The sequence below is a fragment of the Polaribacter sp. R77954 genome, assembly GCF_044595335.1.
Classification (GTDB): Bacteria; Bacteroidota; Bacteroidia; order Flavobacteriales; family Flavobacteriaceae; genus Polaribacter.
This window is the reverse complement of sequence record NZ_CP138992.1, coordinates 3,052,302-3,074,871: the sequence shown is the minus strand read 5'-3', so window position 1 is coordinate 3,074,871 and position 22,570 is coordinate 3,052,302. Positions and strand designations below refer to the sequence as shown.

The 22,570-nt window shown below is 30.9% G+C and carries 23 protein-coding genes; 5 read left to right on the top strand and 18 right to left on the bottom strand.

The window, feature by feature from the left end; genetic code table 11:
- Positions 1–18: 18 nt before the first annotated feature.
- The 8 genes from SJY27_RS13435 to SJY27_RS13400 form a co-directional block, all read right to left on the bottom strand.
- Positions 19–2,436 (bottom strand): TonB-dependent receptor domain-containing protein, encoded by a 2,418-nt coding sequence (locus SJY27_RS13435; RefSeq protein WP_397445378.1) that lies wholly within the window; start codon positions 2,434–2,436, stop codon positions 19–21.
- Positions 2,437–2,480: 44 nt separating this feature from the next.
- A complete protein-coding gene (locus tag SJY27_RS13430; protein WP_397445377.1) occupies positions 2,481–2,738 on the bottom strand; it encodes a hypothetical protein in 258 nt (85 codons plus the stop codon).
- A 66-nt stretch (positions 2,739–2,804) separates the two neighbouring features.
- Positions 2,805–3,215 (bottom strand): hypothetical protein, encoded by a 411-nt coding sequence (locus SJY27_RS13425; protein WP_397445376.1) that lies wholly within the window; start codon positions 3,213–3,215, stop codon positions 2,805–2,807.
- 105 nt (positions 3,216–3,320) lie between these two features.
- Positions 3,321–4,571 carry a tetratricopeptide repeat protein gene (locus SJY27_RS13420; RefSeq protein ID WP_397445375.1) on the bottom strand — a complete coding sequence of 417 codons (1,251 nt, stop codon included), beginning with the start codon at positions 4,569–4,571 and terminating at the stop codon, positions 3,321–3,323.
- Between the two features lie 9 nt (positions 4,572–4,580).
- On the bottom strand, positions 4,581–6,137 hold the full coding sequence (locus SJY27_RS13415; protein WP_397445374.1) for a M56 family metallopeptidase: 1,557 nt from the start codon (positions 6,135–6,137) through the stop codon (positions 4,581–4,583).
- Positions 6,138–6,147: 10 nt separating this feature from the next.
- Positions 6,148–6,900, bottom strand: a complete 753-nt coding sequence (locus tag SJY27_RS13410; RefSeq protein ID WP_397445373.1) for a hypothetical protein — start codon at positions 6,898–6,900, stop codon at positions 6,148–6,150.
- A gap of 42 nt (positions 6,901–6,942) precedes the next feature.
- Complete coding sequence (locus tag SJY27_RS13405; RefSeq protein ID WP_397445372.1) at positions 6,943–8,478, bottom strand: M56 family metallopeptidase; 1,536 nt, start codon at positions 8,476–8,478, stop codon at positions 6,943–6,945.
- A 132-nt stretch (positions 8,479–8,610) separates the two neighbouring features.
- Entirely contained in the window at positions 8,611–8,973 is a 363-nt protein-coding gene (locus SJY27_RS13400; RefSeq protein ID WP_397445371.1) for a BlaI/MecI/CopY family transcriptional regulator, read from the bottom strand.
- 124 nt (positions 8,974–9,097) lie between these two features.
- Between SJY27_RS13400 and SJY27_RS13395 the strand changes: the two genes are divergently transcribed.
- Positions 9,098–9,598, top strand: coding sequence for a DUF456 domain-containing protein (locus tag SJY27_RS13395; RefSeq protein WP_397445370.1), 501 nt, complete (start codon positions 9,098–9,100; stop codon positions 9,596–9,598).
- A 5-nt stretch (positions 9,599–9,603) separates the two neighbouring features.
- Here SJY27_RS13395 and SJY27_RS13390 read toward each other — a convergent pair whose 3' ends face one another.
- The 3 genes from SJY27_RS13390 to ade form a co-directional block, all read right to left on the bottom strand.
- The gene (locus SJY27_RS13390; RefSeq protein WP_397445369.1) at positions 9,604–10,200 is read right to left on the bottom strand and encodes a PhnA domain-containing protein; all 597 of its coding nucleotides are present in this window, start codon (positions 10,198–10,200) and stop codon (positions 9,604–9,606) included.
- Positions 10,201–10,299: 99 nt separating this feature from the next.
- Positions 10,300–10,605, bottom strand: coding sequence for a GIY-YIG nuclease family protein (locus tag SJY27_RS13385; RefSeq protein ID WP_397445368.1), 306 nt, complete (start codon positions 10,603–10,605; stop codon positions 10,300–10,302).
- A 46-nt stretch (positions 10,606–10,651) separates the two neighbouring features.
- Positions 10,652–12,274, bottom strand: a complete 1,623-nt coding sequence (ade, locus tag SJY27_RS13380; RefSeq protein ID WP_397445367.1) for an adenine deaminase — start codon at positions 12,272–12,274, stop codon at positions 10,652–10,654.
- Between the two features lie 78 nt (positions 12,275–12,352).
- On the opposite strand from ade, the gene SJY27_RS13375 reads away from it, so the two are divergent.
- Positions 12,353–13,060: a peptidoglycan DD-metalloendopeptidase family protein gene (locus tag SJY27_RS13375; protein WP_397445366.1), complete on the top strand. Its 708-nt coding sequence runs from the start codon at positions 12,353–12,355 to the stop codon at positions 13,058–13,060.
- 58 nt (positions 13,061–13,118) lie between these two features.
- On the top strand, positions 13,119–16,400 hold the full coding sequence (locus SJY27_RS13370; RefSeq protein WP_397445365.1) for an amidohydrolase family protein: 3,282 nt from the start codon (positions 13,119–13,121) through the stop codon (positions 16,398–16,400).
- A gap of 6 nt (positions 16,401–16,406) precedes the next feature.
- On the opposite strand, the gene SJY27_RS13365 is transcribed toward SJY27_RS13370, so the two are convergent.
- Both SJY27_RS13365 and SJY27_RS13360 read right to left on the bottom strand, forming a co-directional pair.
- Complete coding sequence (locus SJY27_RS13365) at positions 16,407–16,958, bottom strand: 5-formyltetrahydrofolate cyclo-ligase (protein WP_397445364.1); 552 nt, start codon at positions 16,956–16,958, stop codon at positions 16,407–16,409.
- Position 16,959: 1 nt separating this feature from the next.
- A complete protein-coding gene (locus tag SJY27_RS13360; RefSeq protein ID WP_397445363.1) occupies positions 16,960–17,328 on the bottom strand; it encodes an MmcQ/YjbR family DNA-binding protein in 369 nt (122 codons plus the stop codon).
- 55 nt (positions 17,329–17,383) lie between these two features.
- On the opposite strand from SJY27_RS13360, the gene SJY27_RS13355 reads away from it, so the two are divergent.
- Both SJY27_RS13355 and SJY27_RS13350 read left to right on the top strand, forming a co-directional pair.
- Positions 17,384–17,653, top strand: coding sequence for a hypothetical protein (locus tag SJY27_RS13355; protein WP_397445362.1), 270 nt, complete (start codon positions 17,384–17,386; stop codon positions 17,651–17,653).
- A gap of 71 nt (positions 17,654–17,724) precedes the next feature.
- Positions 17,725–18,705, top strand: a complete 981-nt coding sequence (locus SJY27_RS13350; protein WP_397445361.1) for a magnesium and cobalt transport protein CorA — start codon at positions 17,725–17,727, stop codon at positions 18,703–18,705.
- Here SJY27_RS13350 and SJY27_RS13345 read toward each other — a convergent pair.
- The 5 genes from SJY27_RS13345 to mnmD form a co-directional block, all read right to left on the bottom strand.
- On the bottom strand, positions 18,702–18,959 hold the full coding sequence (locus SJY27_RS13345) for a hypothetical protein (RefSeq protein ID WP_397445360.1): 258 nt from the start codon (positions 18,957–18,959) through the stop codon (positions 18,702–18,704). The two genes, SJY27_RS13350 and SJY27_RS13345, sit on opposite strands and share 4 nt — an antisense overlap.
- Positions 18,960–18,996: 37 nt before the next feature.
- A complete protein-coding gene (locus SJY27_RS13340) occupies positions 18,997–19,746 on the bottom strand; it encodes a cyclase family protein (RefSeq protein WP_397445359.1) in 750 nt (249 codons plus the stop codon).
- 49 nt (positions 19,747–19,795) lie between these two features.
- Positions 19,796–20,914 (bottom strand): radical SAM family heme chaperone HemW, encoded by a 1,119-nt coding sequence (gene hemW / locus SJY27_RS13335; protein WP_397447924.1) that lies wholly within the window; start codon positions 20,912–20,914, stop codon positions 19,796–19,798.
- 68 nt (positions 20,915–20,982) lie between these two features.
- Positions 20,983–21,585 carry a crossover junction endodeoxyribonuclease RuvC gene (gene ruvC / locus SJY27_RS13330; RefSeq protein ID WP_397445358.1) on the bottom strand — a complete coding sequence of 201 codons (603 nt, stop codon included), beginning with the start codon at positions 21,583–21,585 and terminating at the stop codon, positions 20,983–20,985.
- A 298-nt stretch (positions 21,586–21,883) separates the two neighbouring features.
- On the bottom strand, positions 21,884–22,570 hold the full coding sequence (gene mnmD / locus SJY27_RS13325) for a tRNA (5-methylaminomethyl-2-thiouridine)(34)-methyltransferase MnmD (protein WP_397445357.1): 687 nt from the start codon (positions 22,568–22,570) through the stop codon (positions 21,884–21,886).

Here is a 22,570-nt window from a genome sequence, read left to right as displayed (position 1 = left end):
TAAATCTCAACCATTAGTTTAAAACTTATACTTCATCCCCAAACGAATAATCTGTGTTTCAAAATTGTTTTCATACAAGGCTGTAAAACCTTCGCCTTTAATTTGTTGTCTTAATCCAAATTGATTGAACAAATCACTAGCAGATAAGGTAATTTCTCCTTTTTTATCCCACATTGATTTCTTCAATCCGAAGTCTACAGAAGAACGCGCTAATTGATCTCCTTGTGGCATATTTCTTTTTGAATAATACAATCCTGTAACTTGTGCTTCAATAGCTAAAGGAAGTGTAAACGAATTGGTAATTTTAAAATCGCCAGCAGTATCTGAAGTTTTTTCTATGCTAAAAGCTCTTACAAAAGGGAACAACAATGTACCTTGAAAAGCCTTAATATTATTTTGATAGATGTTTGTGCTGGCAATTAGTTTCCAGTTTTCGGTAAGATCTTGACTGAATAAAATTTCAATTCCGGCATTGGTGCTCTCTCCTGTATTTTCATAAATACGGTTTACAATATCATAATCTGGATTGCTAGTATCTATGCTAAAAACACGTTGATACGCTCCTGATATTTGTCTGTAATACACCGCAGAAAATAACGAACCAGAACCCCAATTATAACGATGTGCAGCCTCTACACTATTGGTAAACTGTGGACGCAAATACGGATTTCCTACTTTTAACAATTCTGGATCATCATATTTAGGAAAAACACGCAATTCGGGTTCTCCTGGCCTATCAATTCTTCGATTGTAAAATACCGAAAGTTTATTGTTGTCATTCATTTTAAAGGTAAAACGAACACTTGGAAACAACTCAAAATAATCATACGCATCATTGGAAGCATAATAGGCATTTACAGGATCCAACTCATAAGAAACATCCGTTTGCTCTGCTCTTAAACCGGCTTCAACATCAAAACGTTCTTTTTCTAAGATGTAATTTCCATAAAAGGCATATAGGTTTTCTTTCCAAGTAGAAAAATCACCCAAATCAGGATAAATAATCGATTCATTGCCACGATTTATCGTATACTCTACAGGTAAATTCCGAAACCGTGCTTTTAAACCCAATTCTAGTTTTCCATTACTTAAGGCTTTTGTGTAATCTGATGATAAACTTGTGGTGTGTTCAATAGCGCGAATATTGGTCATATCTCTACCAATTCGCACTGCAGAACTATCATTTAAAAAATAACTTTCATCTTCTAAACCTCTTGTGTATTGAGCGTTTGCAGAAAGCGAATGCCCTACTTGTTCAAAATTATGTTTGTAGTTTATAGACGCATTAATGTAGCTGGTTACTTCTTCTTCTTTCCAAGTATATAAGCGATTACGAACCTTGTTATTTAAGTCGATAAAAGCTACTTGAGACGTATCTATGTGTTTTTCTCTGTCGTACATCGCAGCAATGGTAATTGCATCATTTTCGGTAATTTCCCAATCCATTCCGCCTGTAATTATAGAACGAAATTGTCTTCTATTTTCTGGAACTTGAGAACTAATATTTCTACCATCATCGTAATTTCTAGTGGTAAATTCGTTGTTGGGTAACGCTTCTTGAAGAATAAATTCTGATTGTAAAAAGTAGTTTAGCTTTTTAGTTCTATAATTGAAATTTAAACTCGGAATTAATTTCGGATTCACATCGTAACTACCCAAATCTGTTGGTGTATCTGCTTTTCTTTTGGATAAAGCACCTAACCCAAAAGACAACCCAACATCGCCATTTAAACCGGTTTGTTTTTCTTTTTTGTAGATGATGTTTACAATACCAGCAAATCCGTTGGCATCATATTTTGCAGAAGGATTGTTAATAATTTCGATACGTTCTATGTTGGATGCAGGAATGTTACTCAATCCTTTTTGATTTCCAAAACCTGTAATACTCGATTGTTTTCCATCAATTAAAACCACAACCTTATCACTTCCTCGTAAAATTACTTTTCCATCTTGATCAAAAGCAACGCCTGGCATTGTTTTCATAGCATCCATTACAGAACCACCAGATTGTGCTATGTTTTCTGTTAAACTGAATGTTTTTTTATCTAAAGCTGCATTTATAGTTGCTCTTTTTGCTTCAATAGTGATTTCATCTAAAGATTCTGCAGTTGTATTAATTTCAATTTTACCCAAATCGAAAATAGGATTTAATCCACCAGAACTTACTTTACGTTTTTCGGTTTGATAACCCAAATAAGAAACAACAACAATATACGTTCCTGTGGCAAGATTTTTTATTTCAAAACGCCCATTATCATCAGAAATAGCACCTGTAACAATGGTATTACTAGTTTCTTTATTTACAGAAATAGAAACAAAAGGTAAGATTTCTAGGGTTTCTTTATCTACTATTTGTCCAGTGATGGTGATGGTTTTCTGTGAAAATGCAACTACAGAAAGTAATAATAGAATAGTGGTAAAGATATGTTTTAACATTTTTTTTGATTAAGACGCTATTATATTTTAACGTTATTTCTGAATTATTTTGACTTAGTCACTTTTTTTGTTGATGCAAAAAGATTTAAGAAAATAGAAATCAATAACAAGACCCAAGGCGTTCCGTGTAACAACACATCGAACCAATCTTGGCCTTGCATAGCATCAGGTCCAGAAAAAGCATTTCCGCCTAAAATCCATTGAATTTTACCCCAAATATGAGGAGGATTAAAAGGCGCTAAACCCAAAGTTAAACTCGCTATTAAAAAAAGTTTCCAATTATCTTTTAGTTGCTTCTTCATATCTACAATGTGTTACTCTATTTTAATCCTTTTAAAAAACATTAATTCTACAAACAAATCCAACAATTAATGTTTCAAGTAAATCCTGATGGGTAATTGATATTTGGTGGTTACTTTATAACGTTGTTTTATGGCAGGAAAAACGGTAGGTAATTTATGAATTGATGTCTGAATAATACTATCTAATTCAGGCAATTCGTTTTTAATTTTTTCGGATGATTTTACACCTTCAAAAATAATTTTTCCTTCTGTATTGATTATTAAATCTACCACAACCGTTTCATCAATAGTATCATTGATAAGCAGTTGATGTTTTTGCAACTCTAGGCTAATTTTTTTATGAATGGTGGTTCTAAAACAATCTGATTTTTGAGTTTTATCTATAATAGAATCGCATATTTTAAAAGAGGGTGAAGTATCTACAGCCGTAAAATCGATAATAGTATCCACAACTTGCAAAGGCTGTTTTTTTGTCAACGAAAGCTTATCACACGAAGTGAAAAACATCAGCAATACTAAAAAAGAAAAAACACGCATTAGCCTTAATCTATTATGGCGTGAAATTACTAAAATTTAACGACTTTATTTTAACGTTTCCCCTTTTACAAAATACGCTTTTTTTATGTCTTTAATCCGTCTTTTTACAAAGGCAGCAATTACATCATCTTTATCGTAAAAGGTTTCTATGTATTTAATGTAATGCTTGTAGGCTATTTTTTTATCCTTATAATAATCATCAGCAGTTTTTGCCAATTGATATAAAGCTTTATAATTTCTTCTGTTTTCTTTAAAGGCTTCTTCAAAAGCATTCATAGCTTGCTTGGGTTTATTAGTAGCTAAATACATGGTACCTAAACCCATGTATTCCTCATCTCTTTTGTCTTTTCCTTTAAAAGTAGCCATCATATAGTTGATCATTGCAGTTTGATATTCTTTTTCTATCATAGCAATATGCCCTAAATAGGTATTGGCTTTAAAATCTTCTCGATCTTTAAAAGACAATTTTTTAAAGTACTTTTTTGCCTGATCTAAACTATCTAATTTAAAATACATTCTTCCTAACATAGATGTACTATACGTATCTTTTTTATCGATGGTATCTAAATTTAATAAATACGGAATGGCTTCTTTGTATTTTTTATCTCGATACAATTGATTAATTTTCAGTTTGTTTAAATCGATATGATTTTTATTTAAAGCCAAGCCTTTATTGACAAACAACTGGGTAGAATCTCTATCTTTTAATGCATTAAAACTTTTGGCCAACCTTGTAATGGCATTAAAATGTGTGGTATCTTTTGTATAAGTGGTGATAAAACTATTGATCATTGGATCTCTTTTGGCCTGTAAAGCATAAGCCAAACCTAAATGATAACTATAATTGGCATTAGATGCATCTTGAGAAATGAGATATTGAAAGGTTTTTTCAGCTTTTATGGGTTTTCTGTTGATGATATAAAGTTTCCCCAATTGATATTGTAAGACCAAATTTAAGGAGTCTTTAGCTAAGATTTCCTCATAAATTGGAATGGCTTTTTTAGATAATTTTAAAGCCCGATAATTCTTAGCCAACTTTAGTTTTGCTTTTTCATCATCTTTAAAAGTGAGGGCTTTTTCTAAAAAATACGCTGCTTTTTTATAATTGTCTATTGATTCATAAATTACGGCAGTTTTGTAGTTTGATAAAAATGAAGGTTCACTTTTTTCTAATTCTTTTAAAGCAAGTTTATACCTGCCTTTAGCAAATAAACTATCTGAAACTGCAAAAGTTGAAGTTTGGGCTTCAACTCTTACAATTACAAATAATGCTACAATTAAAATGCTCTTTTTCATAGGTGTTTTTTATGCTACAATAATAGTAAACGGAATTGAATATTTTACAGCAACCACTTTCCCATCATTTTCCCCAGGAACCATTTTTGGTAAAGAATTCATTACAGAAATTACTTCATCTTGAATTTTTTGATGTGGCGCTCTTACTTTAACATCAATTACATTACCTTCTTTGTCTATTTTAAACGCTATAAAAACTCTCTTCTTGCCTGGATCTAAACCTAATGTTTTAGGTAAATTCGCGTCAAAATTCTTCACAAAATGCTTTTGTATCATAAGAGAAAAACACTTTTTATCTCCTGCTTCACAACCAGAAAAAGTAGGTGCTCGGTCTATTTTCATAAACGAAACTTCTTCTGTTTCTGTGGTAACTTTTTCTCTTAAACTTTTCATTTTTTCCATATCTATAATACTCGCAAGAACCCTTCTTCCTTCGTTTCTTTGATAAACTTTGAGTGTTATTGAATTTGAAAAATCACTATCTGAGCTTTTTATTTTATTCATCTGAATTTCAAACTCTTCAGCTTCCTCAAAAGACAAATCATTGTATGTAATTTCTGGCCACTCAGGTTCTTTTATCCCAAAATAAATATCTAAATAACTCTCTTCATCCATTTTGGTTTCTCTCATTGGGTTATCTCCAATTTGAAAATATCTAACTTTTTGCTGTTTAACAGATTCATGTTTTTCTTTCGTAATTAAATTCTCATCAGCACAAGAACTATAAAAAAGCATACTTAGTAACACTGGAAGTAACACTAAATACTTTAATTGATTTACTGTTTTTGATTGATTCTTTTTCATCATAATGATTCTTTTTTTAATTAAACTTTTTTTATAAAATTGATTTACAAACTCAATATTTTCCACCTGAAAAAAACTAGACAATAAGCTATTGATATAACTTTCTTTGGTTTCTGATTTAGCAACGACTGCATCAGAAATGTATTCGTGTACTAAAGTGATTCTCTTTTGATAAAAATAAATCATAGGGTTGAACCACATTGCAATTTTCAATATTTCAAAAAACAATAAATCTATAGAATGTTTTTGTTGGCTATGCACCAATTCGTGCTGAATGACCTTTTCTTGTTGCTGTTTTGGCACTTCCTCCCCTAAAAAAATGTAGTTGAAAAACGAAAATGCTTTGGCTTGATTCGGAATAAATATCAATATAAAATCAGATTTTTTTATGCTTTCATTTTCCCTTATAAATCTGATAATCTTCATCAATTTTATCAAAAATAAAATCAAGAAAAAAGCAACACCAACCCAAAACAAAATGTTTACATAATTTATAGATTTTTCAATATTTGTTGTTTGAATCGTTTGCTGTATTACCTTATCAGGGTTTAAAACAATTTCTGGCAATTGAATTACAAATTCTTGTGAAACTGCTTTTTGAAGCGTGGGTATTTTTATCAATGGCAGCACAAAAGACAACATTGGTGTGCTTAATAAATACCATCTGTTTTTAGTAAAAAACGTTTCTTTGCTTAAAAAGAAATCATAAATAGCCAAGAAGAATACTTGGAATAAGATGACTTGGAGAATGTAGTTTATCATAGCTTAAGTTTTAATCAATTATTATTTTAAACGGGAGTGTATATTTTGTTTTTTTCATCACTTCATCTTTATTTCCAGCTTTCATTTTAGGCAAACTTTTAATCACTCTTTTAACTTCTTGTTCAATAACAATATGGTTCCCTTTAACTGTAACATCAATAACTTCTCCATTGGTATCTATACTAAAATCAACAATTACTTTTTGAATACCAGGACTTACAAATATGTCATCTACAATGTTTCGATCAAAAGTTGAATTAAAATGGGCCTTCATTTTTGAGAAAAAACAATCATAATCTTGTTCTTCACAATCTGGAAAAACTGGAGCATTTGTTATTTTTAAGAAAATTATTTCATCAATTTTAACATCAGTTTTATCAAACTCCATAGCTGGCATTAGTATTCCTATGGTATTTCTTCCATTAGGCATTTTAAATAGTTTTATTGCTGTACCTAGTTCTAAAAATCCATTTTGTTGATAGCTTATAAGTTCTTCTTGTTCATTTTTGGTTAGGTCTTCAAATTGAATTTCATTCATTTTCTCTGGCCATTTGCCAACCAATAAATCGTCTAAATAAGTGCTATTTCTTCCTTTAAATCCTTTTAATTCTCCTTTATAGTATCGATATTTAGTTTGAATTTGTTTCTCAATAACTGGATTCACATTAGCAGTACTTTCAGAACAACTACTATTAAATAATAGTACAACCAAAACAGGAATCAATGCCAAATATTTAAATTGATTCGTTCTTTTAAATTTCATTTTATGGATTATTTTAAAGCATTTTTTAATCATACATTTCTTTTAAAGTATAATGGTAAAAGGTAATTTATAATTGGCTTTTATTGGTTTACCATATTTTTCACCTCCAGTCATTTTAGGTAGCCTAGCTATAACATTTCTGGCTTCATTAGCTATAATTTCATTGGGTGCTTTTACTTTAATTCGCTCTACATAACCATTTGTATCTATAGTAAAATCAACATTTACTTTTATTTTTTTTGTTTTCAGATCTAAATCTGCTAAGACAGTTTTATTAAAATTATCTTTAAAATGTTGATCTATTTTTTCGATAAAACAATCTGAATCACCCTCTTCGCATCCAGGAAAAGTTGGTCTTTTATTTAACTTTATAAATAACAATTCGTCTCCGAGTTTATCTGGATGAATCGATTTTGATCCTTCAAGTATCGTTCCTTCTGCAATTCTTCCATCTGGGGTTTTAAAAAAACGAGTGTATTTCAGCATCATTGCTAAACTTGCCTTATTTTTAAATATTTTTCTAAATTTTTTAAATTTAGCATACTCTTCTTTTTTTATTTCCTCAGGTAGTTCGTCAAAAGGTATTTCTTCTAAAAGTCCTTTTGGGTCTGGTCCAAAGTAATCATCTAAATGAGCTTCTTTATCTCCTTTATAACTAAATAGTTCTCCATCTGCCATTCTGTAATGCGTAACAATTCTTTTCTCTAATCTACTGTCATAAGATGCACAAGAACTGTAGAACAGCATACTTACTAAAACTGGAGCTAACACCAAATACTTTAATTGATTAACTGTTTTTGATTGCTTTTTTGTCATCATTAAAATTCGCTGTTTGATAAATGTTTTTTTACAAAATTGATTTACAAACGAGATGTTTTCAACCAGAAAAAAACTAGATAATAAATTGTTAATATAACTTTCTTTAGTTTCTGATTTAGCAACGACTGCGTCTGAAATGTATTCGTGCACTAAGGTGATTCTCTTTTGATAAAAATAAATCATTGGATTAAACCACATTGCAATTTTCAATATTTCAAAAAACAATAAATCTATTGAATGTTTTTGTTGGCTATGCACCAATTCGTGCTGAATTACCTTTTCTTGTTGCTGTTTTGGCACTTCCTCTCCTAAAAAAATGTAATTGAAAAACGAAAATGCTTTGGCTTGATTCGGAATGAATATCAAGATGAAATCAGATTTATCAATCGTTTCATTTTTACGGATAAACGAAATAATTTTCATCAATTTTATCAAAAATAAAATCAAGAAAAAAGCAACACCAACCCAAAACAAGATGTTTACATAATTGAAAGATTCCTCAATATGAGTTTCTGGAATTGTTTGCTGTAATACCTTATCTGGATTCAGAACGATCTCTGGCAACTGAATCACAAATTCTTGTGAAACTGCTCTTTGAAAAGTGGGTATTTTTATCAATGGCAACACAAAAGACAACATTGGTGTGCTTAATAGATACCATCTGTTTTTGGTGAAAAAGGTTTCTTTGCTTAAAAAGAAATCATACACAGCCAAGAATAATACTTGGAATAAAATGATTTGGAGGATGTAATTGATCATAGTTTATTTTTTGATTTTTAGACTTGTCATTTCGACCTTGTGGAGAAATCTAGTTGCACAAAGATTTCTCAATTTCAATGCGTTTCATTCAAAATGACAGCGTTAACTGTAAACTGAATACTGAAAAACTGCCTACTCTTTCTTATTCACTTCTTTTAAAATACTTTCCAATTCAGTAACATCCATATTATTTTCTTTTACAAAAAAGGATACCATACTTTTAAAGGAGCCATTAAAATAACCGTTCATTAATTTATGTAAACTTTGGTTGCTATAGGTTTCTTTTTCTACAATTGGGTAATATACATAACCTCTACCCTCTGGTTTATGTGCTACAAATTCTTTACTTTCTAAAATTCTTATAATTGTAGAAACTGTATTGTAAGCAGGTTTTGGTTCTGGTAATTTTTCAATCACTTCTTTTACAGAAGCTACCTGTAAATCCCATAAAACTTGCATAATTTGCTCTTCGGCTTTTGTCAATTGTTTTTGCATAACTTCAACTAATGTTTTAGTTTAATATCACAAATATAACTAAATTTTTAGTTTAAACTAATTTTATAGTTATAAAAATTGTAACAAAGTGGCTATTCTCTCGTCAAACTATCAAATAGCATTTATGGATATTTTTTTATTAATTATTGGATTTCTACTGACTTTACTGGGCATTGTAGGATCTTTTCTACCCATTTTACCTGGACCAATTACAGGTTGGTTTGGTTTATTGCTGTTGTATTCCACAAAAATAATTCCAAGTGATTGGACATTTTTAGGCATCACTTTAGCAATTGCAATTCTAATTTGGGTGTTAGACTACATCATTCCAGCAATAGGCACAAAACGTTTTGGAGGCAGCAAATACGGAGTTTACGGAACCACAATTGGATTAATTGTAGGTTTACTTTCTCCTATTCCTTTTGGAATTTTAATTGGCGCATTTTTTGGGGCTTTAATAGGCGAATTACTTTATGATAGCAAAGATACCAACAGAGCTATAAAAGCTTCTTTTGGTGCATTTATCGGTTTTTTAGCATCAGCAACCATTAAGTTTTCTGTAGCAACTGTTTATGTAATTTTATTTTTGATGAAATTTTGGGACTATAAAGGAGATTTCTTTTAGAAAAACTACTCTTTATCTGCCATTTTCTTTACATAATCTGTAATAATTACAATTTGAGTTGGGCCAACTTTACCTTCAATATATTTGGCATTTTCGTGATCTAAAGATATTCTACGTACAGCTGTACCTTGTTTTGCAACCATACTAGAACCTTTTACTTTTAAGTCTTTAATTAAAACTACAGAATCTCCCGCTTGTAAAATTGCGCCATTCGCATCTCTATGAATTATTTTTTCACTTTCCTCTAAATGATCTCCAGATTCTTTTGCAAAACGCAAATCGTCATCTTCTAAATACATCATATCTAACAAGTCTTGTGGCCAACCTTCTTTTCGTAAACGAGATAACATTCGCCAAGCTACCACTTTTACGGCTCTGTGTTCGCTCCACATAGCATCGTTTAAACAACGCCAATGATTTGCATCAACCTCTTCAGGATTTTCGATCTGAGTTACACAAGTTTCACAAGCCAACAAACTACCATCTACTCCACCTCCACCAGTCAATTTTGGTTTTACTTCGTAAACTGATAAGTTTGAAGTTGATGTGCATAACTCACATTGATTGCCACTTCTATTTTCTAAATCTTGTTGTAAACTCATTGTATTTTTTTTGTTTGATTGCTTGCAAATGTACTATTTTCAATTTGATAATAAGTGCTCTTTGTCATTCCCACGAAAGTGGGAATCCAGTAAAAGAAATCATTTATTATCATACCAATCTTTTGCCAAATCTTGCCAATCTTTATTTTCTTCTTCAATTAATTTTAGTTTCCAAGCTCTATTCCACTTTTTAAGTCTTTTTTCCCTTAGAATTGCATCATTAATATTTTGAAAAGCTTCAAAATACACTAGTTTATATACGCTATATTTACAGGTAAACTTACTACCTAATCCAGTTTTATGCTCATAAACTCTTCTTTCTAAATCATTGGTTACTCCAATATATAAAGTTCCATTTCTTTGACTAGCTAATATATAAATGTAATATTTATAGAAATTATTCATAACTTTTTTTACTAGATTCCCACTTTCGTGGGAATGACAAAACGCTTTAGTTTATTTCTAAAGAAGTAAACTGAAACGTATTTCCATCAAACAGACCTTTATCAGAGAGTTTCAAAGACGGAATGACCAACAACGCCATAAACGACAAACTCATATAAGGTGCTCGTAATTTGCTGCCCATTTCTTTGGCCATTTTATCCAATTCAGCGTAGTTTTTCCCAATTTCTTGGGCGGATTTATCAGACATAATTCCTGCAACTGGTAATGAAACTATTTTTTCTTCAGTTGATGTTACAGCACAAACTCCACCTCTATTTTTGATGATTAAATTTACAGCTTTGCAAATTAGTTCGTCAGAAACACCAATAGCAATAATATTATGAGAATCGTGCCCAACAGAACTTGCAATTGCACCTTCTTTCAATCCAAAGTTTTTAATAAAAGCAATAGCTGGTGCATTGTTTTGATAACGATTGACGACTGTCATTTTTAAAACATCCGTTTTTGTATTTGAAACTAAGTTTCCATCTTCGATTAAAGATTCACACTCAATTTGATTGGTAACCAATTCGCCATCTAAAACTTCAATGACTCTTATTTTTTTGGTAGAAGATTTGTATTCAAAATCAGCAACTTTCTTTTCATTTGTATTAAAATTATTCAATATTTCAAAATCCACAGATTTCACAAAACTCTCACCATTTTTAGCTACTAATTCTCCATTGATATAGGTTTCTAAAACATTAAAATTGATTAAATTATCAACGACCACAAAATCAGCAAAATCACCTTTTTGTAATAAGCCCACCCCTAAATTATAGTGTTTTACAGGATTTATACAAGCTGCTTGCAACACCTTAAAAACATCATTTCCTTTGGCAACTGCTCTTTCGCATAACTGATTGATATGACCCAACAACAAATCATCTGGATGTTTATCATCAGAACAAAACATCATATTTTTGTAATTATCGGGTAATAAATCAATCAAGGCTTCAAAGTTTTTGGCTGCAGAACCTTCTCTGATAATCACTTTCATACCTTTCGCTAATTTCTCTTTGGCTTCATCAAAAGAGAAACATTCGTGATCTGTAGAAATTCCTGCAGCAATATATTTGGTGGCATTTTCGCCTCTTAATCCAGGTGCATGACCATCAATAGGTTTGTGGTTATTTTTTGCGTGTTGTATTTTTGCCAAAACTTCAGCATCATCAAACAAGACTCCTGGATAATTCATCATTTCTGCCAAATATTTAATATCCGGATTTTCCATCATCAACTTAATATCATCAGCATTAATAATAGCGCCTGCACTTTCAAAAGAAGTGGCTGGCACACAACTTGGTGCACCAAAATTGAATTTTAACGGGACTTTCTTTCCGTTTTCAATCATAAAATCGACACCCTTTACACCTAAAACATTGGCAATTTCGTGTGGATCTGAAACTGTTGCTACGGTTCCGTGAATTACTGCAATTTTCGCAAATTCAGAAGGCACCAACATCGAACTTTCTATATGAATATGTGCATCAATAAAACCTGGCAGAATATAATTTTCTTTAGTATGATTTGCTTCGTGAATTGCAATGATTTTATCATTCTCCACCACAATTTCACCTTTAAAAATTCTTTGGTTTTGTATATCAACAATATTTCCTTGTACAATCATTTTTTAATGCTTTTACACAAAACTACAAATAATAAAAAGTAATTTTCAGAATCTAATACATTTATTCTATTTTTGAATATGGATGAAAAAATCGCTTTTAAAACGTTTGAAAAATGGTCTAAAAATCAACAAGTTTGTTTAGCCAATTTATTTCCAACTGTCCAAAAAAAAGAGGCAGTTCATATCGATTTAAGTATTGAAAATACGACTGTAAAAACAGAAGCTGAATTTAATAACCCTGCTTTTTTTTCAGAAAAATTAGCTGAAATTCAACAGCAACATCCCAATAAAATAATTACAGGTGGTTATTTAGAAAAACGCGCTTTATATACTTCAGCTATTTACAACGCCGAAAACTCATCAGAAAAAAGAAATATTCATTTGGGTGTCGATTTTTGGTTACCCAAAAATACACCAATTCACGCTATTTTTGATGGAACAATTGTTTGTAGCGTGCATCAAAAAGACCATAAAGGGTATGGAGGTTTTATCATCTTAAAACATACTTTTAGTGCCATAGAATTTCACACATTATATGGGCATCTTTCAGAAAATAGCACTTTAAAATATAAGATTGGAGACTTTATAAAAAAAGGAACCGACATTGGTGTTCTAGGCAATTATGAAGAAAATGGAAAATGGGTGCCTCATTTACATTTTCAAATTATGCTATCTCTTTTAGATTATCAAAATGATTTTCCTGGTGTGGCTTTAGAAAGTGAAATTGATTATTGGAAGCACATATGCCCTAATCCTAATTTACTATTCAAGAGTAATGTCCTCTAAACTGAAAATTCTAAAATAGAATTCTTACATTTATACAATTCAATTTTAATCAACTGATATGAAACCTAAATATATATTTTTACTACTATTTTTACCTTTTTTTTCACAAATCAATTCACAAGAAAAAAAGGAGAAACCCCAAAAATGGGATGTAAATAATCCGCACGAAGACTGGAGATACAATTCGTTTCAACTCAACACCACAGAAGGAACTTGGATGAATTTAGACGTTTCACCAGATGGAAAAACCATTGTTTTCGATTTGTTAGGTGATATTTATAAAATGCCAATTTCTGGAGGCACCAGTACTATTTTACGATCTGGTTTGGCTTATGAAGTGCAACCACGCTTTAGCCCAAATGGAAAATATATTTCGTTTACTAGCGATGCTGAAGGAGGTAATAATATTTGGGTTATGACGGTTGATGGAAAAAATGCAAAATCCATCACCAAAGAAAAATACAGATTGTTAAATAATGCAGTTTGGACACCAGATGGAAAATCTTTAGTTGCCCGAAAACACTACACGTCTCAACGTTCTGTAGGTGCAGGAGAAATGTGGCAATATCCGCTTTCTGGTGCTGCAGGTTTGCAATTGACGAAACGTAAAAACGATCAACAAGATGTAAATGACCCATCCATTTCACCTGATGGCAAATATTTATATTATGCTGAAGATATGTATCCTGGAGGATTTTTTCAGTATAATAAAGATCCAAACAAACAGATTTATGTAATTAAACGTTACAATTTTGAAACTGGAGCAATTGAGCAAATTACTGGTGGACCTGGAGGTGCTGCAAGACCTGTAATTTCTAAAGATGGTAAATTATTGGCCTTTGTAAAACGTGTAAGAACAAAATCGGTTTTATACATTCACGAATTAGAAACCGGAAAAGAATGGCCAATCTATGAGAATTTGAGTAAAGATCAAATTGAAGCTTGGGCTGTTTTTGGAGTGTATCCTCATTTTGCTTGGATGCCAAATAATAAAGACATTATTGTTTGGGCACAGGGAAAAATTAATAGGATAAATGTAGCCACAAAACAGATTCAGAATATTCCTTTTCAGGTGAATCAAGAAATAAAATTAGTGAAAACACATCGTGTAAAACGTAAAGTTTTTGAAGAAAAATTCACTTCAAAAATGATTAAAGATGTGCAAACTTCACCTAATGATTCTACAATTGTTTTTACTTCTTTAGGACATATTTACAAGAAAAAGTTACCTGAGGGAATTCCGCAAAGAATTACCACTTTAGCCGATTTTGAGGCTGAACCTCATTTTTCTTCAGATGGAAAATCTGTACTTTTTGTAACTTGGAATGATGAAAATTTAGGTGCGATTTACAAGGTAAATTTAGACGGAACCAATTTGATGAAAATCACCAAAGAAAAAGGAATTTACAGAACGCCTGCTTTTAATGGTGATGATTCAAAAATCGTGTATCGAAAAGAAGCTGGAAATGGAGATCAAGGTTTTGATTATACCAAAAAAACAGGGATTTATCTTGCAAATACTGATGGAACTGATGCAAAAAGAGTTTCCAAAAGCGGAGAATTCCCATTTTTTTCTGCAGATGACCAACGTATTTTCTTTCAAACTGGAGGATCATTTTTTGGAGGCTTAACCAAAAAATTAAAAAGTGTTGATTTGAATGGAAAAGAAGAACGAAGTCATTTTTCATCGAAATTAGCCAACAGATTAGTACCTAGTACAGACAATAAATTCATCGCTTTTATTCATTTGCATAAATTATATGTAGCTCCTTTTGTGATGAATGGTAGTGAAATCAACTTAGATAACAATACCCTATCTTTTAAGGTAGAACCTTTATCTGATGATGCAGGAATCAACTTGCATTGGTCTGCAAATAATAAAAAAGTAAATTGGACTTTGGGTGACACCTATTTTTCAAAATCAATTGTAAACAACACTACAGATCCGTTTGCAAAAACCAATTTAACAGCTGATGAAGTTGCAGGAATTAAAATCAATTTAACAACAAAATCAGATATTCCTGATGGTAGAATTGCGCTTAAAAACGTGAGAATTATTACGATGAAAGGCAATCAAGTTATTGAAGATGGCACCATTATCATCAACAAAAATAAAATTGAAAAGATTGGTAAAACTTCAGATATTACAATTCCTTCTGATGCTAAAGTGTATAAATTATTGGGCAAAACAGTTATGCCTGGTTTGGTTGATGTACACGCGCACGTTGGTGCTTTTAGAAACGGATTAAGTACGCAAAAACATTGGCAGTTTTATGCAAATTTGGCTTTTGGAGTTACAACGTCTCACGATCCTTCTGTTCATACAGCAGCAGCATTTACCTTAGAAGAATTGCAAAGAAGTGGGCAATTAGTTGGCCCTAGAATGTTTTCTACAGGGTTTATTTTATATGGTGCAGAAGGCGATTTTAAAGCGGTTGTAAACAACTTAGAAGATGCACGTTTTGCGATTGCAAGAACCAAAGCTTTTGGTGCAAAATCGATAAAAAGTTATAACCAACCTAGAAGAGAACAACGTCAGCAAATTATGCAAGCAGCCAGAGAATTGGGTTTAAATGTGGTGCCAGAAGGTGGTTCTAATTTCTATTCAAATATGTCTATGATTTTTGATGGACATACTGGAATTGAACACAACATTCCAGTAAATCCTGTGTACAAAGATGTTTTATCGCTTTGGAAAAATAGCGAAACTGGTTACACACCAACTCTAATTGTAAATTATGGAGGAATGAATGGAGAAATGGAATGGTATCAGAAAATGAATGTTTGGGAAAACAAAACCTTACTAAAATACACACCAAGATATGTGGTAGATACACGTTCTAGACATCGTCTTAAAATTCCTGAAGAGGAATATAAAAACGGACATATTTTAACTTCTGAAACCGTAACTGCTTTGGCTAATGAAGGCGTAAAAGTAAATTTAGGTGCTCACGGACAATTGCAAGGTTTGGGCGCACATTGGGAACTATGGATGTTGCAACAAGGTGGTTTAAGCAATCACGAAGCTTTAAAAGCAGCTACTATTAATGGTGCTGATTATATTGGTGTGGCTGATGAAATTGGTTCTTTAGAAAAAGGAAAATTAGCAGATTTAATTATCCTTGATAAAAATCCGTTAGAAGATATTAAAAACTCAAATTCAGTAATTTACACCATGATTAATGGTCGTTTGTATGATATTGATACGATGAATGAAGTTGGAAATTACGACACCAAAAGAAGTAAATTTTATTTTGAAATGGATGGCTATAATCAAGGAGTGCCTGTGAATCTAAAAACGAATAGTTTTTTAACACCAAGATGTAGTTGTCACGAGTAATTTATATTATGCATTAGGATAAATCACATCATCCAAAGCAATATCAAATTGATCAATATCATCAATTTTAGCAATCGGTTTAAAGAAATTTAGACCGATTTTTTTACAATCTTTTCGGCAATTCAATAAAAAACGATCGTAAAAACCTTTGCCATAACCAACTCTGTAGTTTTGTGCATCAGAAATTAAAAGTGGTACAAATACCAAATCGATTTCTTTTTCTGGTACTTGCTTTGCATTGATAGGTTCTGGAATTCCGTATTTATTGACCTCTGTTTTTGTGTCTTTTTCTAAAAAATAATGTGTTAGTGTATTGTTCTTAAAATCGCTTTTAGAAACTACAATTGCTATATTTTTATTGCTGAAATAATTGATAATTGGAGTTGTATTTATCTCTTTAAATTTTTCTAAAGTCAGAAAAATATGGATATTTTTTACCTCAGCAATATCTAAATCATAAATTTGATTGTAGATGTTTTCTTGCAATTTTTCGATTTCAAAAAAAGACAAATCTTGTCGTTTTTGTTTGTATATTTTTCTGAGCTCGTGTTTTTTCATCTTATAAATTCTCCAATTCTTTCTGTACTTTTTTAGTCAATCCTTTTACAACAACATCATAAGAATGATTAATGAGTTCTCGAACCAAATCATCAGAAACATCCGCAGAATTTAAAACAACCGTATTCCAATGTTTTTTATTCATATGAAAACCTGGGTTTATTCCTTCAAATTCTGCTCTTAATTCTAAAGCTTTTTCAGGATCGCATTTAAGGTTGATGCTTTCTACTCCTTTTTCCCATTTGTCTAAACCAGAAAGCGCAAACATTTTGTTCATCACCTTAAACACTAAGGTAACCTCATCAAAAGGAAAATGTTCTGTTACTCCTTTTTTGGTAATACAAAAATCTCTTAGCTGTTCTATATTCATTTTAATTTGTAATTTTAGATAATATTGTAAAGAAAGCATAATTCTATCAAATTTAATGACAAAGAAAAAGTTAAGCAAACGTAAAAGGCAAGAAATTGAACAAAAAAAAGAGCATAAAATTACAACTTGGTTTTCATTTATATTTGGAACTGCATTGTTAGCAGGTGGTTTAAGAAGATTTTTTTCAGGCAATATTAGTGTAATGTTACATTCTAAAGCCAATTATCCAATTTTAAGTAATGGTTTTTACCCAATGTGTATTGGTATTATATTTTTAATTATTGGTATATATCGACTTTTCTTTATGAAGAAACCGAAATCTTAAAAAAGTTCTTAGTTGTTTAATATTCATTTTTAAAAAGTATCTTTATAAACCAAACTACAATTAATTTTACTATGGAAAATGAATTTCTAAAACAGACTTCATTAATTAGTTATTCTAAAACCGAATTTGAAAGATCGTGTTATACGTCTATTTCTGATGTGGTTTTAACCAACACAACACCTTCTACAGAGTGGCTAAATACGTATGGAATAAATTTTAGAGAAATTTTTAGAAAGATTATTTTCAATAATAAACTAGACGATTTTCTGATTAAATTATTTATGGATGAAGAGCATTCTAACAAAGTAATTTTACTAAATGATTTGGTTTTTATTAGTACACGAATACTAAAAACAGAAAGTAACGATTTAGATTCTGAGCAGATGTTTTTTATTATTTCTTCGGGATTTTTATGGAGTATTCAAGAGCAAGATGGCGATTATTTTAATTGGATTCGTGAACGTTTAGAAAATAATAAAGGAATTGTAAGAAGAAAAAAAGCCGATTATTTACTGTTTCTCATCTTAGAATCTATTGTTGATAATTATGAAGAGGCCTACTCTAAAAATGCCGCATTAAATGCCGATAAATTAGACGCTACCCACATAAAACCAACTCCGGAGTTTACTGCTGCAGTTGAAACAAGAAAACGAGAATTATTTAATTTTAAAAAAGCAACGTTAAGTTTAAAAGACACCATTATTAAATTACAAAAAATAGAAATTAAAGATTTTGACACCAAATATTTTAGTGAATTAAAAGAGCAAACCAACAATTTAATTTCTAATATAGATTTTGAGTTACAAGAACTCGAAAGTAAAATCAATTTAATATTTAGTATTCAAGGACATCGTTTGAATGAAGTGATGAAAACCTTAACAATTCTGTCTGTAATATTTATTCCTTTAACTTTTTTAGCTGGCATTTATGGAATGAATTTTAACAACATCCCAGAACTTAATTGGAAATATGGTTATTTTATTTTATTAGGAATTATGGTACTGATAACTATTGGTGCTGTTTGGTATTTTAAACGAAAGAAGTGGTTTTAAAACATCGTTTTGGGTAAGTAATATTTTTTTATAACACGATAACCAAACATCAACAACCCAAGAACACCAAATAATAGTAGAAAATATTTTAAAATAACCAGCAGAATGTAAATACCTATAGCTCTATAAGAACTACTTTCTAAAATCATTTGTAGCCCTGTATTTATTTTTTCGGAATTATGAATAAAACAATACGCCACTAACGATAAGATAGAGAAGGCTACCAATCTGCCAAATTTTCTCAATAGCTTCATTTTTCAAAATTGATTTAGCACATCCCTAAAAACTGCTCTAATTTATAATTTTATACAAAACAGGTTTACTTGGTGTGGCATCATTCTCAAAAGGTGCAATCATTAAGTTTAACAAATACTCGCCATCTTCTACTTCATTAGGCACGTAAATAAACTCTGTTATTGTAGCATCCATTCTAATTTTACCTTCAGTATTCCAAAAGGCATTATGAGATAAAAGCCTACCTCCATCTTTTTCTTTATCTACAGAAGGCAAATCAATTAACAAATGTTTGATTCCTTTTTCTCTTAAATAAATCGCTGCTTTTTCAGATAAATAGGTAGGGTTTGTGTTAGAATAATTCATGCTTTTTTTATCCTCTAAATTAGGTAAAGTACGTATTACAATAGCATCACGTTTTTTATTTCTTAAAGCAGTTTTTAATTGTTTTACACCAATCAAAAAATCGCCATTATGAAACAAAGGTGCAATAGTAACTACCTCTGCTAAAAAAATAAAGTACTTTAAATTTTTATTTACAGAATGTACTTCTTTAGTAATATGCCCTACACATTCTGTATGTGTAATATGAGAGTGTGGATTAAAATGAATGTTGTTAAAATTTACCACAGCTCCGTTTGCTACGCTTATTTCATAGCCTTCGTGTGTTTCTGCAGAAATTTTTGGATCATCTATATACCATGCATTAATATTTTCTTTTGATGTATCAATAGGAATTGAAATATCTATAGGATTAGAGATATCTACCTCTATTTTTCTTGAATTATATTCTACTGTTGCTTTCATTTATGCTGAACTTGTTTCAGTATCTTTTCGTTGTTTTATTAAATATTGTTTATGCTAAATTCAGCATAAACAAATCTGATGCAATTCCATCAGACAAAAATTTACCTTTTTTTGTAGTTTTTAAAATTTGGTTATCAATATACAATAAATCCTCTTGAATATATTTTTTTGATTGATTTTCTAAATACTCGCCATATTTTGTTCCGAAATCAGTTGTAATTTTCTCTAAAGATACGCCCCAAATAGTACGTAAACCTGTCATAATATACTCATTATACCTGTCTGTTTTCGATAAGGTTTCTCTTTCTATGGGCAGTTGATTTTGCTGAATTGCTTTTATATATTTTGCGTTATTTCTAACATTCCAACTTCGTTGATTTCCACTAAAAGAATGGGCAGAAGGACCAATACCTAAATACGGTTTGCCCAACCAATATGCAGAATTATTTTTGCTAAAAAAACCTTCTTTACCAAAATTAGACGTTTCATAATGTACAAAATTGGCTTTTTCTAATTCATCAATTAAAATATGAAATTGCTCTTGGGCTTTTTCGTCGTCAACATTTTTAATAATTCCTTTTTGTATAAAATTTGCCAACGCAGTTTTTGGCTCAACTGTTAAAGCATAACTCGAAATATGAGGAATTCCGAAACTTAAAGCAGTTGCAATATTTGTCATCCATTGCTCATTAGTACAATCTGGAATTCCGTAAATTAAATCCACAGAAATATTTTTAAAATATTGCGTTGCTAACGTTAAACACTTTTTAGCTTCTGATGCATTGTGTGCCCTATTCATCAACTTTAAATCGTGTTCAAAAAACGATTGCACACCAATACTCAATCTGTTTATTGGTGATTTTGAAAGCTCAATTATTTTTTCTTCGGATAAATCATCTGGATTTGCTTCTAACGTAATTTCTGGATGTTCTACAACAGTATGATTTTGATAAACAGCATTTACCAACTTTTCTATTTCTTTAGTGGATAACAAACTCGGAGTTCCACCACCAAAATAAATGGTTTCTATTTTTGATTGATTCAGCTCTTCTTTTCTAATTTCAATCTCTTTAATTAAACAAACAATTAACTCTTCTTTCTTTTTGAGTGATGTAGAAAAATGGAAATCGCAATAATAACAAGCTTGTTTACAAAAGGGGATGTGTATGTATAGAGCCCCTCCTAACCTCCCCAAAGGGGAGGAATTCTCACTCTTGAAAACAATATTTTCTTTCACTATTGTTTCCTTTTTTTCAAATTTACTACTAGAACATTTTTTGAGCCCCCTTTGGGGGTTTGGGGGCTATTTTGTTTCACAAAACTCGCCCAACCAGTATAATGCTTTCCACCAACTACTTTTCCTGAATTATAATAATGACAAACTGCTGCTGCTAAGCCATCTGTAGCATCCAAATTTTTAGGTAAAGTTTTTAAATTTAAAAGCGATTTTAACATCAAAGCCACTTGTTCTTTACTTGCACTTCCATTACCTGTAATTGCCATTTTAATTTTCTTAGGCAAATATTCTGTAATCGGTATTTCTCTAGATAATCCTGCAGCCATTGCCACGCCTTGTGCTCTTCCTAATTTTAACATCGATTGTACATTTTTACCAAAAAAAGGAGCTTCGATTGCAATTTCATCTGGATGATACGTATCAATCAATTCAATGGTTCGTTCAAAAATAAGTTTTAGCTTTAAATAATGATCGTCATATTTTTTAAGCATTAATTCATTCATTTGAATGAACTCCATTTTTTTACCCACTACTTTTATGAGACCAAAACCCATAATAGTTGTTCCTGGATCGATACCTAAAATAATTTTTTCTATTGCCAAGAAACTAAAATAAAGATTTTAAAAGCGATTCTGCATTATACCAAATAAACAATACCAATGCTAACAACAGTACTAAAAACAATCCTTTAGCTGGTTTCGATTTCTTCTGTTTTCCAAATTTTCTCTTAAACTCCATATTTTGAATCCTAATTTCTATGATCTTAACTGATAAAAAATGTACTATTTTTAGTGGAACTGACTCGTTTTAGTTTACATAGTCTATAAAACGCTATCGCTAATCAGTTATTGGTAAAAATACACAACTTTACCAAGTTCTAGCACCAAAAAATACGAATGATTACTCTTTTTTTATGGCTCTTAACATTTCTCTTTTTCCAGGTGGCCCAGGCAATCGTTCTACAACAAAACCCACAGCCTGCATGGCTCTTCTAACACTTCCTTTTGCTGAGTACGTAACCAAAACACCTTCGCCTTTTAAGGCTTCATACATTTTTAAAAAAATTGCTTCCGTCCATAATTCTGGTTGATTGGTTGCCCCAAAAGCATCAAAATAAATTAAATCGAACGTATTTGTATCTTCTATATCTTCAAAAAATTGCTTTCTTTTTAACAGAGAAAAAGTATCTGAAATTTGATGTTTTTCATCCCAAGAAACTTGGTGCATAGCATCAAAAATAGATTGAAAATTAGTTGCATGTAACTCAGCTACATAATTCAGTTTTTGAATTTCTTCTGCATTTACAGGATAGGCTTCTACACCAATATAGTTTAAAATATGCTTATTTTTTTGCGCTTCTAAAAAAGTAATAAAAGCATTTAACCCTGTACCAAAACCTATTTCTAAAATTGATAAATTTGGTTGAGCTATAGTTGTAATTTCTTGCTGAACTTTATCTAATCCTGCTCTAATAAAAACATGATAAGCTTCTTGAATTGCACCATGTTTAGAATGATATTGTTCATTCCAATCTGGTAAGTGTATGGTAGTAGAACCATCAGAAGTAATCAAGATTTCTCTTTTCAA